Annotated in this window: 16 protein-coding genes; 6 read left to right on the forward strand and 10 right to left on the reverse strand. The window is 55.7% G+C overall.

Going from position 1 to position 16,653, the window contains the following annotated elements; genetic code table 11:
* Positions 1-6: 6 nt before the first annotated feature.
* The 6 genes from C453_RS16930 to C453_RS16955 all read right to left on the reverse strand — a co-directional run bounded on the left by C453_RS16930 (position 7) and on the right by C453_RS16955 (position 4,778).
* Complete coding sequence (locus tag C453_RS16930; RefSeq protein WP_008326409.1) at positions 7-780, reverse strand: CPBP family intramembrane glutamic endopeptidase; 774 nt, start codon at positions 778-780, stop codon at positions 7-9.
* A gap of 81 nt (positions 781-861) precedes the next feature.
* The gene (locus C453_RS16935) at positions 862-1,410 is read right to left on the reverse strand and encodes an NUDIX hydrolase (RefSeq protein ID WP_008326410.1); all 549 of its coding nucleotides are present in this window, start codon (positions 1,408-1,410) and stop codon (positions 862-864) included.
* A gap of 139 nt (positions 1,411-1,549) precedes the next feature.
* Positions 1,550-2,818, reverse strand: a complete 1,269-nt coding sequence (locus C453_RS16940; protein ID WP_049907828.1) for an aryl-sulfate sulfotransferase — start codon at positions 2,816-2,818, stop codon at positions 1,550-1,552.
* Between the two features lie 103 nt (positions 2,819-2,921).
* Positions 2,922-3,653, reverse strand: coding sequence for a hypothetical protein (locus tag C453_RS16945; RefSeq protein ID WP_008326413.1), 732 nt, complete (start codon positions 3,651-3,653; stop codon positions 2,922-2,924).
* A 112-nt stretch (positions 3,654-3,765) separates the two neighbouring features.
* Positions 3,766-4,269 (reverse strand): hypothetical protein, encoded by a 504-nt coding sequence (locus C453_RS16950; protein ID WP_008326415.1) that lies wholly within the window; start codon positions 4,267-4,269, stop codon positions 3,766-3,768.
* Between the two features lie 41 nt (positions 4,270-4,310).
* The gene (locus C453_RS16955) at positions 4,311-4,778 is read right to left on the reverse strand and encodes a hypothetical protein (RefSeq protein ID WP_241430787.1); all 468 of its coding nucleotides are present in this window, start codon (positions 4,776-4,778) and stop codon (positions 4,311-4,313) included.
* Positions 4,779-5,175: 397 nt separating this feature from the next.
* Between C453_RS16955 and C453_RS16960 the strand changes: the two genes are divergently transcribed.
* On the forward strand, positions 5,176-5,475 hold the full coding sequence (locus tag C453_RS16960) for a hypothetical protein (RefSeq protein WP_008326419.1): 300 nt from the start codon (positions 5,176-5,178) through the stop codon (positions 5,473-5,475).
* A gap of 612 nt (positions 5,476-6,087) precedes the next feature.
* Positions 6,088-7,107 (forward strand): tyrosine-type recombinase/integrase, encoded by a 1,020-nt coding sequence (locus tag C453_RS16965; RefSeq protein ID WP_008326423.1) that lies wholly within the window; start codon positions 6,088-6,090, stop codon positions 7,105-7,107.
* Positions 7,108-7,205: 98 nt separating this feature from the next.
* On the opposite strand, the gene C453_RS16970 is transcribed toward C453_RS16965, so the two are convergent.
* On the reverse strand, positions 7,206-7,796 hold the full coding sequence (locus tag C453_RS16970; protein ID WP_008326425.1) for a hypothetical protein: 591 nt from the start codon (positions 7,794-7,796) through the stop codon (positions 7,206-7,208).
* Between the two features lie 392 nt (positions 7,797-8,188).
* On the opposite strand from C453_RS16970, the gene C453_RS16975 reads away from it, so the two are divergent.
* Positions 8,189-8,611 carry a DUF1643 domain-containing protein gene (locus tag C453_RS16975; RefSeq protein WP_049907830.1) on the forward strand — a complete coding sequence of 141 codons (423 nt, stop codon included), beginning with the start codon at positions 8,189-8,191 and terminating at the stop codon, positions 8,609-8,611.
* 167 nt (positions 8,612-8,778) lie between these two features.
* On the opposite strand, the gene C453_RS20045 is transcribed toward C453_RS16975, so the two are convergent.
* Together C453_RS20045 and C453_RS16985 are read right to left on the reverse strand one after the other, a co-directional pair.
* Positions 8,779-9,222, reverse strand: a complete 444-nt coding sequence (locus C453_RS20045; RefSeq protein ID WP_152418089.1) for a hypothetical protein — start codon at positions 9,220-9,222, stop codon at positions 8,779-8,781.
* A gap of 57 nt (positions 9,223-9,279) precedes the next feature.
* Positions 9,280-9,840, reverse strand: coding sequence for a hypothetical protein (locus C453_RS16985; protein ID WP_008326436.1), 561 nt, complete (start codon positions 9,838-9,840; stop codon positions 9,280-9,282).
* Positions 9,841-10,681: 841 nt separating this feature from the next.
* On the opposite strand from C453_RS16985, the gene C453_RS16990 reads away from it, so the two are divergent.
* Positions 10,682-11,617: a hypothetical protein gene (locus C453_RS16990; RefSeq protein WP_008326437.1), complete on the forward strand. Its 936-nt coding sequence runs from the start codon at positions 10,682-10,684 to the stop codon at positions 11,615-11,617.
* Between the two features lie 14 nt (positions 11,618-11,631).
* Here the strand turns inward: C453_RS16990 and C453_RS21140 are convergent, their stop codons facing one another.
* Entirely contained in the window at positions 11,632-12,048 is a 417-nt protein-coding gene (locus C453_RS21140) for a DUF7344 domain-containing protein (protein ID WP_449404893.1), read from the reverse strand.
* 174 nt (positions 12,049-12,222) lie between these two features.
* On the opposite strand from C453_RS21140, the gene C453_RS16995 reads away from it, so the two are divergent.
* Both C453_RS16995 and C453_RS17000 read left to right on the forward strand, forming a co-directional pair.
* Complete coding sequence (locus C453_RS16995) at positions 12,223-13,383, forward strand: metallophosphoesterase family protein (RefSeq protein WP_008326438.1); 1,161 nt, start codon at positions 12,223-12,225, stop codon at positions 13,381-13,383.
* Positions 13,380-16,652: an AAA family ATPase gene (locus tag C453_RS17000; RefSeq protein WP_083881627.1), complete on the forward strand. Its 3,273-nt coding sequence runs from the start codon at positions 13,380-13,382 to the stop codon at positions 16,650-16,652. The genes C453_RS16995 and C453_RS17000 overlap by 4 nt, the downstream gene beginning before the upstream one ends.
* Position 16,653 lies beyond the last annotated feature (1 nt).

Here is a 16,653-nt window from a genome sequence, read left to right on the forward strand (position 1 = left end):
CGAGACTCAGAAGAACAGGATGGAGGGCATCGCGTCGGGGTTCATCTCCATCACCTTGAACGCGATGTAGGCGATGGTGAACAGCGTCGCGTTGTACGTGCCGTGGATGAGCGCGGGCACGACGAGGTTGTCGGTCAGTTCGTAGGCCGTCCCGAAGACGAGACTCGGGAAAAAGAGGATGCCGATAGTGACGAGGCGGGCACTCGCGCCGCCGGTCAGCGCGACGAAGTGAATCGCGGCGAAGATGGCGCTCGCGAGGGCGATACCCGACACGGGACCGAACGACTCACGGATACGGTTCTGGACGACGCCCCGGAACAGTAGTTCCTCGCCCGGACCGATGAGGAGGAACGACGCCGGAACGAGTAGGAGGAGGACTTCAGGGTCTTGGGTGGCGATTTCGGTGACTTGGTTCGACCCGGCTTCGACGCCAATTGCCTGAATCAAGAAGGCACCAGTGAAGGCCGCACCGAGTGCGAGGACGTACCCGAGCACGATGGCGACAATCCCACGGGGCGAGGGGACTCGAACGCCGAAATGGTCGATGCCGAAGCCGCGGAACCGTGCGTAGAGAAGCGCAACGCCCCCGAACGCGATGCCTTGCAACAAGATAAGCGACATCACGATGAGCATGAAGGGTGTCAGTTCGATGCCAACACTGACCATCGCGAGTTGCGTCGCGATGACGAGTACCGTCCCAACGACGAGCCCACCGCCACCGACGGTGAGCGCCGCAGCGAGGGACCAAACCGAATCGAAGAGGCGCGTCGTAGTAACCACGAGCGAGTGGTAAGACCCCTGTCGTGAAAATCCTTCCCGCATTGGGCGACGGTGCGCCCGACTCCGTCGTCGCGGACGCGACTACTCCTGTGTCAACTCGTAGTGGAGGACACCGAGCGCGGTCCGTCCGTCTCGAACGTCGCCGTCTCTGACCGACTGCAACAACTCGTCGTACGCGACGGTCGTCGGGCGAATGCTCTCGTTGAAATCGAGTTTCTGGGCTTCCTGTTTTTCACACCCGTGGGCGACGAAGTAGTGAAACACCGAGTTGGCGATGCCGTTGGCGGGTTCGACGGTCACGAGCGGTTCCATCGTCTCGGCGACGTAGCCCGTCTCTTCGGTGAGTTCGCGGTGTGCCGCGGCTTCGTAGTCGTCGTCACCAGCCTCGGTGCCACCGGCCGGGAGTCCGCGGTTCGTTCGCTCGACCGCCTGCCGCCACTCGTCGATGACGACCACGTCGCCGTCGGCGGTGAAAGGAAGAATCACCACCGCAGGCGGTTCTTCGACGTAGTGAAAGTCGGTCTCCGTGCCGTCGGGAAGCCGAACGTCGTCCATCCGGATGTCGAACCCCGGACACGTGTAGTCGATTCGCGTGTCGGTCGTCTCCCACGCGAGGTCGTCGTCTGCCATGGGGGGACGTGGCCGCGGCGGGTGCAAAAGTGTCGCGGTCACCCCCATGAGGGCGGTGACTGAGTGGCAGTTACCAGTCGGGTCGATTCGGAATTATCAGTCGATTCGGTTCCGAATTACCACTCGATTCGGTTCCGAATTACCACTCGATTCGATTCCGAACGACGATACCGGACCCGGCGCACATCGAAAGCAGTCCGAAGAGGACGCCCGCGAGGTGCCCCTCGGCGAGCCAGTACGGAAGTGGATAGCTCGCGCGAATACCCGTGAGGAGCGGCGAGAGAACCGGAACCTCCTCGGACTCGTGTGCGCCGTCCGGTACCACATCGGACCGTGGGCCGCCGACCGTCTCACCGATTGGGAGGCGCTCTGCCTCGTACGGAATGAGGTCGGTCTTGACGCTCCAGACGACCGCTCCGGTGCGGTTTACTTCGACGATGCGCTGGTTCGCCGAGTCGGTGATGAGCGTGTTGCCGTTCGGCAGGCGGTCGGCGTCGCGGGGCCATCGGAAGGAGACTCCCTGTGCGCTCCGAACCGACCACGCGATTTCCCAGTCGCCCGCGTCGTTCTCGTGGAGTTCGATGATGCGGTTGTTCTCACTGTCGGCGACGAGGACGGACCCGTTACCCAACCACTGCGGGTTGTGCTGGCGGAGCATGACCTCGGGGTCACCCTTGCCGTCACCGTCATCGTCCTCGTTGATGACGTCGACAACGCCCGACCCGCGCTCGATGATGACCAACTGGTTCGCGTTTCGGACCGAGACGAGATACCGGTCCTCGCCGATGACGTCCACGTCGTTGATGTGGAGCCAGTCGGTCTTGGTCGGGTCGGCGGGCGCGTCGTACATCGACGAGGCGTTCCACTGCCACGTCACCTCACCGTCATGGACCGTAAAGACGCGCTCGCGGTCCATGTCGGTCATGAGAATCTCGCCCGAGTCGAGGATTTCCACGTCGTGGACTTCGCTGTTCGCGCGCGACCGGACGGGGAAACTCCACTCCTCGACGGTCTGTGCGCCACCCTCTGCGTCAGGGTCGATAATTCGATACCCGGTGTGGGTACACGGGGACTCGTACGGGCCACACTCCTCGTAGCCGCTGTGCATGAAGCCCGCGGCGATGCGGCCGTCTTCTAATTTCGTCACGTCGAAGTAGCTGTCGGCGTCGGCGACGCGCCACGAGACGGAAGTATTGTTGAGGAGGTAGACGCTCCCGTCTTCGTGGAGTCCGGGTCCACCACCCTGAGACCCGACAAGCGTCATTCGGGCTTGCTGCGCGTCGTCGCTGTTCGTCGCGGCACCGATGTCGGGTGCGAGGGCTGCACCCAGACCGAGTGTCGCCACGACGGCCACGACTCCGACGAGGACGAGCGCAATTCCCACTCGTCCATTCGATTGACTCGCCATCGGTGTTGATGTGCGAAACGAGGGCGATAAGCGTTCGGAAATACAGCGCAGGCGATGGGTTCGGCAGGACCCAAACACCGCCGCACCCTGACCTCAAAATGCGTTACGTCGCGTCTTCGAACGAGACCGTCGCCAAGTCAGCTTCCAACTCCTCGACGTACTCGTTGTACGCCTCGACGAACCCGACGAACCCCTCGGCGAGTTCTCGCACGTCCGGTGCCGACGGTGGCTGGTACTGCGAGACCAGATAGACGCCACCTTCGCCACCAACCCGGAGATACGACGCCTGCGGGCCGTCCCATTTCAGCTCCCAGCGCGTCCCGTTGACGCGCTGTGCGAAGGTACCGTACTCGCCGTCGAATCGCGTCAGTTCGCCCGCGATGGTGTTCGAAATCTCGCGAATAGTCGAGACGATCCGGTCGCGCTCGGAGACGAGTTCCTCGGTCGTCGTAATCGACGGAAACTCGGTCGGCACGTCGTCGAGGACGCCGTCGAGCGATTCGACGTGTTCGTTGTACGCCTCGACGAACGCCGGGTAGTCCTTCATCGCCGTCGCCAGCGGCTTCGGCTCGGGGGGTTGCTTGGTCGAGACGACGTAGGTCTCGCCGCCGGATTTGCCCTTGAATCGAAGATACTGGATGGCACCGGCTTCGTACTTCAGCGTCCACGTTCCACGGCGCGTTTTGAACGTCTCCTGTCCGTAGTCGCCGCCCTGGAGGATGGCGAGTTCGCGCGCGATTGTCCCGGCGTGGGCCTGCACCGCCGAAACGACTTCGTCGCGGTTGGCGGCGACGTCCTCGACGTTGGTTACGTCGAAGGAGAGGGCGTCAGTCATCGTCGAATGGAGGGGACAGGTGGGGATAAACGAGGTGGTCGAAGGTGAGGCCTCATTCGGGAGTGAGGACGGTGGTCGAAAGCGCGATATGAGTGCCGGGCGGTACGTGCGTCTAGAAGTCCTCCAACTCGCCACTCCAAAGCAGCGCCCAGCAGTCCACGAAGAGTGAATACGCACCGATAGAGAGACTCGACAGGATTCCGAGTACGACCGTATTGTTCGGCCGCAGTTCGACGTTGAGCGACCAATCGAAGAGCGATTCGAGGACGATGGTGTACACTCCCGGGCGGAATATCAGCTGTACCGCGCCGACGAGTTGGAACAGACAGAACACGAGCACGAACCCAGCATAGAACACTTTCTCGTTCGGTTCTGTGATGAGCCTCGTTCTGTGTTCGAGTTGGTCAGCGACGAACCGAGAGATGCGAAGCAGTTGCGAGAGGACGATAGACACGGCAACGGCAACGATGAACTGGACTTGCAGCGAGAGCACGTTGTCGACGACGCCTTCGTGTCCGAGGTGGTCGATGAGCACATAGTAGACGCGCAGAAGCAACGCGGCCGCGACGACTGCGCCGAGGAGGACGAAAAAACGAGAGACGGTTCGCTCGTTCATGTTCACGACTCGGACGTGTAGAGGCGATGGGATAAATCGAGCTATAGGAGAGCCCACGAGTGGGATGGGTCGAGAGCGTCTAGATAGAGGTAGTGTGTTCCAGAGGGGGTCGACTCGCGCTGGAGCCCGAATGTACTCGTCTGGCCGCGTTCGACGTTCGAGTACACGTTTCGAGTCGCCGGATATCGCTTTCGTGAAGCGCCACTCTCGAAGTCATGGGCCAAGACGATGCCTCCCGGATACTCGGAGGCAACAGCGGCGTCAGTATCACTCGCTTGTTCAGTTTTGCGAACCACCCGGCCGCTTCTGACGATACGCTGGAACCCCGTGAGTGAATTATCGAGGCCCGTCATGATGACGACAAAGTCGCCAAATTGGGTCGCGTTGAACAGCGCTCTGTCAGTAGCGTAGTGGATGACGTCGCCCGCTTCGGGTGCGTTTCGGAGTCCGTCGTATCCTTCGTGGCGAATCGAAACGTAGCATTCCACGTCGTCGTACGCCTCAGACACATCCTCGTACGTCGAGTCGTTCAGAACGAATCCGATAGGTGCGCCGGTCGTTTCTGGACTATCCGAGGCGCTTCGGGGACTCTGATTCACGCTCCCGATGCGAACGCTTCGCCCCTCACGCTGACCAACGACAGTTCGACCAATTACTGTCCCTCGTGGGGGTGGAAGCGGATGCCCACTACACCCAGACAAAAGTGAAATCAAACTGAGTGGGAGGACCTTAATCAGAGACCGCCGATCCATACGAAGAAGTGTGAAATGAGTGTCATAAACTTGTTGGTAGCCGTCATTTCATCGCGGAGAAAAGTGGATGTACACTGTTGCAACTGTCGAGTCCTGTGGTGAAGAAGAAGTCAACACACCTACTATTTAGGCCTCGAATTTGAGTACCTGTTTGATGCCCTCCATAATCACGGACGTTGTGTTCAGTGAACCCTCCGGCCGTCCAAATGCGCTCATTCAGTTCTCCGGAGCAGTCATCCACTTGGGCATATACCTGTATTTCAGTCTGCCCCCGAATTCCACATCGAGCAGTTGGATACTCGTCCTCGTCGCCGGGTTCACCCTGTCGGGGATGGCTGAATCCCTTCCAAAACACCGACGGAAGACGGCCGGTGTGCTTCGCCTCACAACAATGTTCTTACTGGTCGGGTTTCTTGCTGCCACGTTCATCACTCCGGAATTCGTTATCGGGTGACTGGATAACGATTTGAGACGAGAGAATTCTGGAGTATCTTGTCGAGAGCAGCGGTGGTTTCCAGCGTCTATTTCGGGGAATTTGGCGACGAAACGACTACGACAGGTGGGGGTGGAGATGGGCCACTGTGACTCGCTTCGCTCGTCACAAGCACCCACTCACTCCGTTCGCGGGAACGGCTCAGATTCGAACTTCCCTCGCTGTCGCTCGGGCGTTCGAATCTTCGGTCGCCCATACAACCGCATTCGGAGTGCGAGCGACAGAACAGTCGCTCGCGGTCGTAGAATAGGGGTAGAAATGGGCCGGCTCAGATTCGAACTTCTCGAAGACTGACACTTGCTCGCTGACGCTGCGCGTGTCAGCCTTCTTTGATGACACTCGGCCTGACGGCCTCGCGTCATTGAGCTTACGGCCTATCGGTTCTCGCGCCTACGGCGCTGCGCTTCCGACTCCACGAAGGAATCGAGCTATCGCTGGCTGGCCCGCAATCGAGCCATCGCTACAACCAGTCGACGTCGCGCTAGCCGACCAGCCGACCGGCTCCGTGGAGCCGTCGCACCTGCGGGGAACCTGTCTCGGAGATTCTGGAGACCAACCCCAATGAGACAATCCATGAGGAACCCAGACGAACTCGAACCCCTCGAACCAGTTGAAGCAGTCGAGATGTACAAACAACAGCGCCGTGACGAAGTCTCCGAGGCCACGCTCCAGAGCCATGGCTACCGACTCAAGAACTTCGTCAAATGGTGCGACAACCAAGGCATCGACAACCTGAACGACGTCGGAGGACGTGACATCCACCGGTTCAGACTCTGGCGTAGCGAGCAAGTCAACCAGACCACGTTGAAGTCACAGATGGACACACTGCGCGTGTTTATCAGATTCTGTGAGAATATCGACGGCGTGCGTGACGGCCTCTCCGAAAGCATCGACTCACCTGCTGTCGATCGCAAACCAGTTCGTGAGAAAGACGTCGTACGGGAAGCGAAAGCGAGCGACATTCTTGCCCACCACGACAAATACAGTTACGCAGGGGCTCATCATGCCATCACGCGCGTCCTCTGGGAGACCGGAATGCGTGCTGGAGCTGCCCGCAGTATCGACCTTGACGACCTCCATCTCCGCGAAGAGTTTATCGAACTACACCACCGTCCCGAACAGGATACTCCTCTTAAAAACAAGGAGAAAGGGGAGCGGTCAGTCGCAGTCTCAACGCGCACCGTCAACATTCTCCGAGACTACATCAAAGAGCATCGCCACGACGTAACCGACGACTATGACCGAAAACCACTGTTCACCACTGAGTACGGTCGGATCACGAAAAACACGTTCCAAGCCTACGTCTATCGTTTGACGCGTCCGTGTATGTACGGACAAGAGTGTCCGCACGATCGTAACCCAGACGACTGCGAAGCCGTTCAAGGACGCATGTCTGCCAGCAAGTGCCCAGACAGTGTCGGCCCACACGCGTTCCGTAGAGGTGCCATCACACACTTCCTCGGGATGGACACCCCGGGCGAAGTCGTCAGCGACAGGCTCGATGTCTCAAAAGACGTCATCGACGAACACTACGACAGTAGGACGGAACGCGAGAAAATGGAACTGCGGCGGCGCTACCTCGACAACATCTAACCAAGTTTTGTTGAAATCCTCTAGCCTTGACAGGAGCTGCGTGACACAAAGAGTGTATTCAGAAACCCTGTCTCAGGGAATTGGGACTATTAATGGCACTATCCCATATTTTCCAGAATCTGAAGGAAGCGATAAGCTGGAATACCACGGTTACTCACATCGTCTTTTGCTCTGTCGCGCAATTTACTGATATGGTTGTTGTACTTTTCATTGATAAATAGTTCCAGCTCCTCGTCCGTTTCTTTTTCAAACTCCTCAGAAAGCCTGTCAAGACCCTTGATGAGCGGCCCTGTTGTTTTCGCTCCTTTCACCACCGGTGCCCAGAACTCGAATGAGTACTTATCCGCATGAGGAAACGTCTGCCGCACGTAATTGTGGTCGTCTAAGAACTTCTTCCATAACTTTTCCAATGAGCGATGGTAGGCACTTGTGTTGGAATACTCCATCCACCATCCCTGTTCATCTTTTGGTGAGCCAGAATACAGATTCCCCTTTAAATGCGTTACTACCTCACAAACGTAGACATGCTGCTCTCCGCTCTCTCGGTCGTTGTCTATTCCAAGTACGTCGGCTTCCATCTGGTTCCCGGGCTCTTCTGATCGGTTGTTGTAGCTGACAACCTCACACTCATTCTCTAATCGATGGTACGCGCCGACCAGGAGTTCTCCCCAACCAGCATTAATTGGCATACAAAATGCGAGTTCTGAGGTGTAATAGTATCCACCCAAAATACAGAGGAAAACTTGTGAATACGCGCTCGCTATCGAGTACAGGCCGTTCGAACTACTAGGTTCGTGTTATGAACGTCATGACCGACTCAGAGGGAGTATTCAGCAACCATTTCTCTTTGTTCCATCGGTGAGCAAGTGGATTAGCCGATAAGAAGTTGTTTCGTTGATACAACCGACATGTTTATACTGAAACCAATAGCCTTTGAAATGTGAGCGAACGAACTCAAACTAGTTTTGAGGTTGTCCGAGAGAATCCTAACCCCGGCCCTGAATACACCGAGAAGGATGCCGTACTACTCAATGATGGGGAGTATCGATTTTCGCTCCGGCGTAAATGAAAGGGTGGCGACATGACCGCATGTGTTGTGATGGTGAATCCTAGTGTTGCTGATAAAGATGACCCTGACAGGACAGTAACAACGCTTGCGAGGGCACTCCACATGCTTGGGTTTGGGGAGATGATTGTAGTGAACCTCTTCCCAGTTGTCGACTCAGACAAAAGTGTCATTAAATCGCATCCAGATCCGCAAGGAGAGGACATTGACGAGGACAACGATCAACATATTTCAGAGGCTGCGGGAGCCTCGGATGCTGTATTCGTGGCTTGGGGACAGGCCCCTGACGCGAAATACAGTGAGGAAATTGAAGAGTTACTTGACGTGCTCCCAGTTACCCCATATGTATTGGCACAAAACAAGAACGGTAGCCCGAAGCATCCGGGTGCTCGGGAGAACTTCTACAAATCTCTGAACCCAGTACCGTACGAGAGATAACTAAATTCGGGAGACCCACAGTAGTGTAGTGTTTTTGTATTGTATCTGTCAACGCAACCGCTCCCCCTCTAGACACGATCCCGCTGGCCGAATCGCACCCTGTGTTCAGCACGGCCCAAACAAACAATCAGTAACTGGGGATTTCAACAGAGCTCTGACCTCTACTCTTAGTCTTCTTCATAGTACACAGCGACAGTGCGACTATCTCCGAATTTGATTTCGTCAATAAATTCGACCTCGTTCCACCAACGCTGTTTCATTTCTTCCCAGACTTCTTCAACAGCGTTGTTGAATTCTGGCGTGTTCAAAATCTCTTCTTTGCGTTCGTAGGTAATGTTCGGATACCGATCTATCTGAAAGACTGTTGTTTCAGCGTCAGCCTTTGTTGGCCACGTTTCTCCATCGATATGTCGAATGAGTCGCTTAGGGCTGAGACTGACCTCGAGATATTCGTGCGGTTCCTTCACTTGAGCATGTTGATGCCCGGTCAGGCCATCAACTACAACACGTACTGGATTACCTGGGAATTGATTGTGTTCATGCGCTTCTTTGATTTCTTCACGCGATGGAATGGTAATAGAATCTAGATTGGCAGCGTTGTCTGAATTCATACTCTCGGTTTTGGAATGGTTTGTCAATACACTTGTTCATAACCAAATCAAACAGGACTATTCCTCGAGTAACTTATCCAGTAGCTTGACTGCTGTCTCGCCAATGAACTCTGCACGTCGCGCACCAACCGACTCATCTACATCCAATAGCGCTTGAGACTCCTCGTGCAGTAGTTCGATTTTCTCCTTGACAGTCTGCACGTCTTCCGCTCGAACCGTACCTGCGACGTTATCAGAGCCAATTTCATCGGCTGTACTAGCCGGTTCGTTGATTGCGGCACAACTTTCGGCATCGGTATCGTTGGCGAGATTGCCGATCCCGAGGAGGGCAGGTTCGATAGCGGTCTGGATTTGGTCGTTGAGGGCATCATTGATTCGTTCGTCGGAGTATGTTCCGTCGCGGGCTTCACGGAAGGTTCGAGAGGCATTCTCGTAGCCGGAGCTGATGAGTCCGGCGTCGGTGAGGGCTTCGTGAACGTCGTTGACAATGGCGTCGGGGCCCACTAAGTGGCGGGCGTTGAGGATGATGTCTTTGTCTGAGATGGTGTTGAGCGGGGATGTGTCGGAGTCGGTGTCTGGCTCTGAGTCTTCGCTGAGGGAGTCTTGTTGTTCAGTCATGGGGCTGTTGGTTGTATAGTTGTTGGGCGTGGTACTTAGTTGGTGTCGATGCAGAGGTTGGTGTCGGCGAGACAGCTTAGGGCCGAAACTGAAACTGAAGATGTCATAGGTTGAAACAGGGAATTACTGAGTTTCGGGGGATTTGGGAGCCTTGAGTTGGGACAGTGTATTTAAAAATTGGGTCGTGGTTGCAAACTGAAGATGAAGGTTCGTCGTGGAGAGTAAGCAGGGGGGGTGTCGGGCTAGCCGATCGTGTAGGCGGTGCTGGCACGGGTTAATCATCCTCGGCTAGTCCACAATTTAGTCCGAGAGGGTTTCTATGAGTGTTTTTTCAGTAGTTCGTCTGTTTCTCGCGGTTTGTTTTATGTGTTGTACAACAGTAGGACAAACATTTATATTCCCACACAACATATCTAACCGTAGGCTGTCCTGTTAGGCAAGAGGAGGGAGAGTCATCGACCGAATTCTGCCTTATTCGAGGCGGCATATGGCTGTCGACCCGTAATCTAACTTTGCGGCGTTGTGCGTGGCTGTTGTGTCTACAGGCGCTTGGAGTTGTCTTGACTCCTCCCCCGGGGGCACCCTTTCGCCCGCGTTCTCTTCATCTTCAGTTTCATGGAGAGGGACGTTTTTTATATGTTCATTCCAGATTTCACAGCAGTTTTTAGAAAATTGGCCCTGTGGGGCGTTGTAGTTGGTGTTTTCTTTTCGGCATAGGTTTTTCAGTTTTGTAGAGTGAATCAGTATGTTTGGGTTAGATTGCCTTGTGTCTCATTTTCAGTCGAAGCTAGAACTGATGCGGAGGCTTATCCGTCCCTGTTGTGTTGTATCTGAACACTTTATGGGTGAAGACACGAAGCGCCGTCGCATCGATGCGAAGGCAGACACGATTGTTGAGAAACACGCGCAGCGCCGTGGCGTAACGAAGCGTGAAATGCTCGAAGAGATGATTTATACCTACGATGAGCGCGATGATGAGTTGTTGGATGAGACGAAGCACCAGACAAAGATGCTGGAGGAGCTGTGTGGCGAGGTGCTCGCCGGTTCCGAGGGGGCGGCTGGGAATACCTCGGCGACGTCCTCTGAAAGCGCTGAGACCTCCGACAGCGGTGAGGGTAGCGGCGAACCCGACCACCATCCGAATGACCTGCCGGTCAACCATGGAGTAGAGTTTGACCCAGATGCCCGTGAATGGAGTGAGGAAGTGAAGTCAAGGAAGGTTCCTGGTATGGCAGCGGTTCGCGGATTTCTGAACTATAAACTGGCTGATGTGGATGTGATTCCGGAGCGTCTCCTTGAAGAATCAATGGATGGATTGGAGTTGCATGCGTCGTCGCGTCGTCGGTATAAGTTCGAGTACGGGTCGAGCCTCGATGTCTGGTATCCGTACCCGTCGCTTGACCCGGATTTCGACGAGAATGCGGTGTATGAGCGGATTATCGAGGCAAAAGAGGCTGGGAAGACTTTTAATAAGGGGAAGGTTCGTGAGGAGCATCCGTCGTTGCGCTCGTGTTTCCCGGGCGCAGAAGACGAAGAGATGCCGTTCGTTGCGAAAGACATCTTCCTCTCAGATGATGATAAGCGCGACGAGTGGGTGGCTGAGTTGGTTGACCGTACGACTAACTACATCAACAACCATAGGTCGAGAAAGGCCGGTGTGATCTACCTCTCGTACTTGATGCACTATGCTGATAAGAAGAGCGTGAAGAATGAATCTTGGCGGGCGATGGTGCGGGAAGAGTGGAACGATAAAAAGTACTGGGTTGAGGACTGGTAGCGAGAACTAGTCGGCTAGCGTGACAGCTCTATCTGGAACGCTTTGAAGGCATCCCAGACTCGCTGCGCTTCAGTTGGCACGACTACTTGACGATTAGAGTCATACTCAACGACAACTCCGTTAAGCTGAGGCATGTGTTGTTGTTGCAGGGAAATATATACTCGTTTGCGCTGTTGTGAGGTGAGTTCGCTAACGGAGCAATTGTTCTCCTTCGCGGCTACCTGCTCGGCCAGTTTGGATAGCGGTATAGTCTCACCAGTGGGTTCTGAGGCGAGAAGTTGGATGACCCAGCGTCTCCGATCCGAAGTGAGCAGATTGAGTACATCGCTGTATTCAATGTCTGTTGCATATGGCTGTGATGTTTGATCGTGAGTTGAGGGTGCGGTTATTTCTCTAAGCCGACGGATGAAATTGGTGAGTTCTGATCTCATATGGTGTCTCGGGCGTGTCGCCCGCAGCCCCTCAATATCGTCCCGCGGGCGACCGCAGACTGGTCGGCTAGCACGAACTTGCCAAATTTGGAGGAAGACCGGGGAAGCTACGGTTTCACTTTCAGGTTGGTATACCGAAACTTATCAGGATAGCAATTGTCACATTCAATCTGAATGCCAACTCGTCTTCTCCACATCAGCGATACTCACCTCGGGAACCGGCAGTATGGGAGCGATCTCCGCCGGAATGACTTCGCTGATTCATTCGAAAAAGCCATTGAGTATGCCGTTGAGCAAGATGTCGACGCTGTCGTACACACAGGCGATCTATTCGACTCGCGCGACCCGAGCCTTCCCGACCTAAACCGATGCATTGACACCCTCCAGCGCCTCGAACTGGCTGGAATTCCGTTCTACGGCATCGTTGGCAACCACGAACGGAAGATGGACGACCAGTACCTCGACCTAATCGAGAAGACAGGGGCAGCCGAACGCCTAACGAGACACCCCACGCAGGTCACAGATGAGGTTACTCTATACGGCATTGACGCCGTAACAAAGCCAGCGTGGCACGCGGAGGACTTCCAGCTCGAAGCACCACCAGAGGACACGTTCACGATCCTATGCATGCATCAGCTCCTCGATCCGCCGGTGCCGGACATATTTGCCGACCACCCCCTCAGCGACGTTCTCGAACAGGTCAACGTCGATCTTGACGCTCTTGCACTCGGAGACTACCACGAGACCGTCGGTACAGTCGAAACCGGGACGAAGGTCTGGTACGCCGGGTCTACGGAGCGATGCGCAAAGGATGAGATAGAGCCCAGGACAGTGAGCCTCCTTGAGATCGACGATGGTGAGTTGACCCGGCGGGAGTGGGAATTGGACACACGAGACTTCATCACCATCGGAATCACGTTTGCTGAGGGCGACGACCACTCGTACGCCGATGATGTGATTGACCGCCACAACGTGGAAGACAAGGTTGTCTCAGTAGCACTTAACGGGGAAGCGACGTCAGTCACCTCCCGCGACGTGCGCAAGGCCGTTATCAACCGTGGCGCCGCAGTATGTCGGGTTGACGACCAGCGCGGTGGGCCAAACATCGACCTTTCCGGGAGGCCGAGCGGCGGCATCGAGAGTGCCGACCGTCTTATTCAAGAAAAACTAGGCGAACAGAACCTCAGCGAAATCTCGCTGGAGATTGAGGAACGCGTTCGCACCGGAGATGTCGCACGGTCTGGATTCGACAACGAGGTGGAAGAACTTCTCATAGAGGCACAGGACGAGGCGTTCGACGGACAGCCAGCAACAGGAGCGGAGGGCCAAGAATGAGGGTTCAAAAAGTCTGCCTTCAGAACATCCGCAGTTACGCTGACCAGACAGTTGAGTTCCCCGAGGGCACGATTCTCATTCACGGTGACAATGGAGCGGGAAAGACATCGCTCCTAATGGGTCTGTTTGGGGGCCTCTTTCTCTCGGAGATTCGGAGCGTCGGCAACAACTCGTTCAAACTTGAGGAGTTCGTCCGTCGGGGCGAGACCAAAGGAACCGTTGACCTCGTTTTTGAGGTCGACAGAGTGGAATATTCCGTTGAGTGGGAAATATACACAACAGGTACACAGAACAGCGCGACGCTCACCTCCCCGACACTGTCCGAACCCGTGTCCGGAATCGAGGACGTTCACGACGAGGTGGAGCGCATCATCGGAATGGACGAGGACGACTTCGCCAACTCAGTCTACGTCAAACAGGGTGAAATCGACCGCCTGATAGACGCGAGCGACCGGGCAGGGATGATTGACGGTCTCCTTGGGCTCAACGAGATTGACGACTACATCGAGACGATGAAGATGGCCCGTCGGGGGGCCAGACGCGTGAGGGATCGGAACCGTGACAACGCCGAGAGCCGCCGCGAAGACCTCCGAGAGAATTTCGAACGCGACGAGGATGATTTCGAAGGTGAAATCGCCAAACTGAGTAAAGACATCGACCGCCTCGACTCGCAGGTCAACAAGGTGGAAGACTACCTGGATGACCTTCGAGACACGCGTGCCAACCTCGCAGGTGACATAGACGACTACGAAGATGCCGTCGAGCAGAAACGCGAGAAGGAGCACCAAATCAAGGAAACAAAACAGAAGCGAACCGAGAGGCAACAGCAAATCGAGGAATGTGAGTCTACAATCGACAACCTTGGTGCAGTCATCGATGACTTCGAAGAAGACATCGACGAACTCGCCGCCAATCTCGACATGGGTGTCGGCACGGCTGACACGGCCAAGACTGTACTCAACGACACACAAGACGCACTCCAAACGGTTTCGGTCGAGAAGGCAAACCGGGAGAACGACCTCGAGCAGGCGACGGAGACACTCAACGAACTTGAAGCGGAGTTGGACGGGACACAAGAAGAACTAGAAGAACTTCGGGACGGACGTGATGCATTCGAGAGAGAGCTTGACGCTCGCGAGGACGACCTCACTGTAGCGAAGGACGACCACAAAGACGCCATCGGAAAGCGAGACGAGATGGCGGTGGAATTTGTGCCTGATGTCGACTCAGGCGACGAGATTGACGCTAAGACAATCGACCATGTGGAAGAGCGAATCGACACGCTCGACGACCGACACGGAGATACTCAGACCGAACTAGCACAGTCCGAGACCACGCTCTCCGAACGCGAGAGCGACCTTGAGGACGAGCGAGAGGAAGTAGACGACGCACGGAACGCCCTCAAGGAGAAGCGACAAGAACACGACTTGCTCGCTGACGACATCGACGCAGCTGAGCGCCGACTTGATGAGGCCACTGAAGAGTTCGAGAACCAGCTTTCATCGCTGGTCGAACGCGCTGTCGAGTACGATATTGAGCTAACTCCCGACGAGCTACAGGCCGCTGCTGACACCCAGTTGCCCGACCGGATCGAGGCGCTAAACGACGGTCTCGATGAGGTCGGAAACAAGATATCAGCACTCGAGGAGCGCAAGCGCAATTTGGTCGAGGAACGCGAAGAGCTGCGCGAACTCGACCAGGAGGGCAAGTGCCCACGATGCAGGCAGCCTGTGGACGAGACCCACATAGAGATTGAGATCGACGAGATAGAGACCAAACTAGAAGAAACCCGCGAGGAATTGGACGAGCTACGTGGAGAACGAAAGACGCTCCAGCAGGAGAAGGCAGCTATCGGCGACCTTCGAGAAGACGTCCTCGATGTTGTGAAATTCCACAGCGAAAAGGTCGAGACTGCCGAAGACGAACTCGACGGACTCCGCGACGAAAGAGACGAGCTCCAAGCAGACATTGACGACCTTGAGATAGAGGTTGAAACACACGAAAACGAAATTGAGCAGCTCGAAGACAATATCGCTGACCTCAAGGACGAGATTGAGCAGCTCGAAACCGACGGTGACGAATTGGAAGAAGCGATTAAACGCGGTGAGGCTGTCGTCGAGCAGTTCGAGACGGTCGTGGTACACCATGAGCGTGTAGAGGACATAGAGGAGGAAGTCGACCAGTTCCGCACGGTAGTGGAAGAGAAAGGGAACGAGATCGCCGAAACACGCGACAGGATTGAATCGCTCCAGTCAGAGATCAACAACCAAGAGGGTACCGTCGAAGGCTGCAATGAAGCGCTCAACGAGGCTAACTCGGAGGTCGGCACCCTCGAAGAGCGAAGAGAGACGCTGGAGAAAATCGTTGAACTCTACGATCAGATTGACGAGAAACAGTCTGATATTTCTGATGAGCAACAGAGTATCGAGGCCCATCGCGAGATGATCCAGACGTTCAACGAACAACTCACTGACCTACGTGAGGATCGTGACGACCTCGAGGAGCAACTGGGCGGCACCGGTCTCGAGGAACTCGAAACCAAGCTTGAACAGGTGGAAGACAAGGTCGAGAAGCGAAAGGAGACGCGAGACGAGCTACAGGCAGAGGCCAGCAAGCTCAGAGAGGAGCGGGCCACGCTCCAGAACGAGTTGTCGAACTTGTGTGACCTGAAAGAACGTATCGAGGAGTTTGAGCAGCGGGCGGAGTGGGCCGACGCTGTTTACGGCGAACTCGACACAACGCTTGATGTCTATGAAAATGTCAAGTCCGAACTCCGTGAAAAGTACCTCGCGTACATCAACGAGTACACAAACGACATCTTCCAGGACATCTACCTGAACAATAGCTACCAGCGAGTGGTCATCTCCGAAACCTATGACGAGCGCAGCGATAGCTACGACTACGATATCAAGCTTCTGTGCGACGACGGCACTACCGAAGACCCGAGCAATGCTAGTGGCGGGGAGCGGGCCATCGTCAACCTCGCGCTCCGGGCGGGCATTTACAAGCTCATCGCTGAACTGGAGGGAGGCGACCGTGGTCGACTTCCCCCGTTCATCCTCGACGAACCGACTACCTTCCTCGACGAGGGTCACGTCGGCCAGCTCGAGGAAATGCTCGACCGAATCCGAGAATGGGATGTCCCACAAGTTATTGTCGTCTCGCACGACGAGACGCTGATTGACGGAGCCGACCACGCTTGTCACGTCGAAATCGACGAGGCGACGAACACTAGCCGTGTCACGATGCGCTCTGCGGGGGACGACTGAA

Source organism: Haloferax elongans ATCC BAA-1513, from assembly GCF_000336755.1.
In the GTDB taxonomy this organism is placed as follows: domain Archaea; phylum Halobacteriota; class Halobacteria; order Halobacteriales; family Haloferacaceae; genus Haloferax; species Haloferax elongans.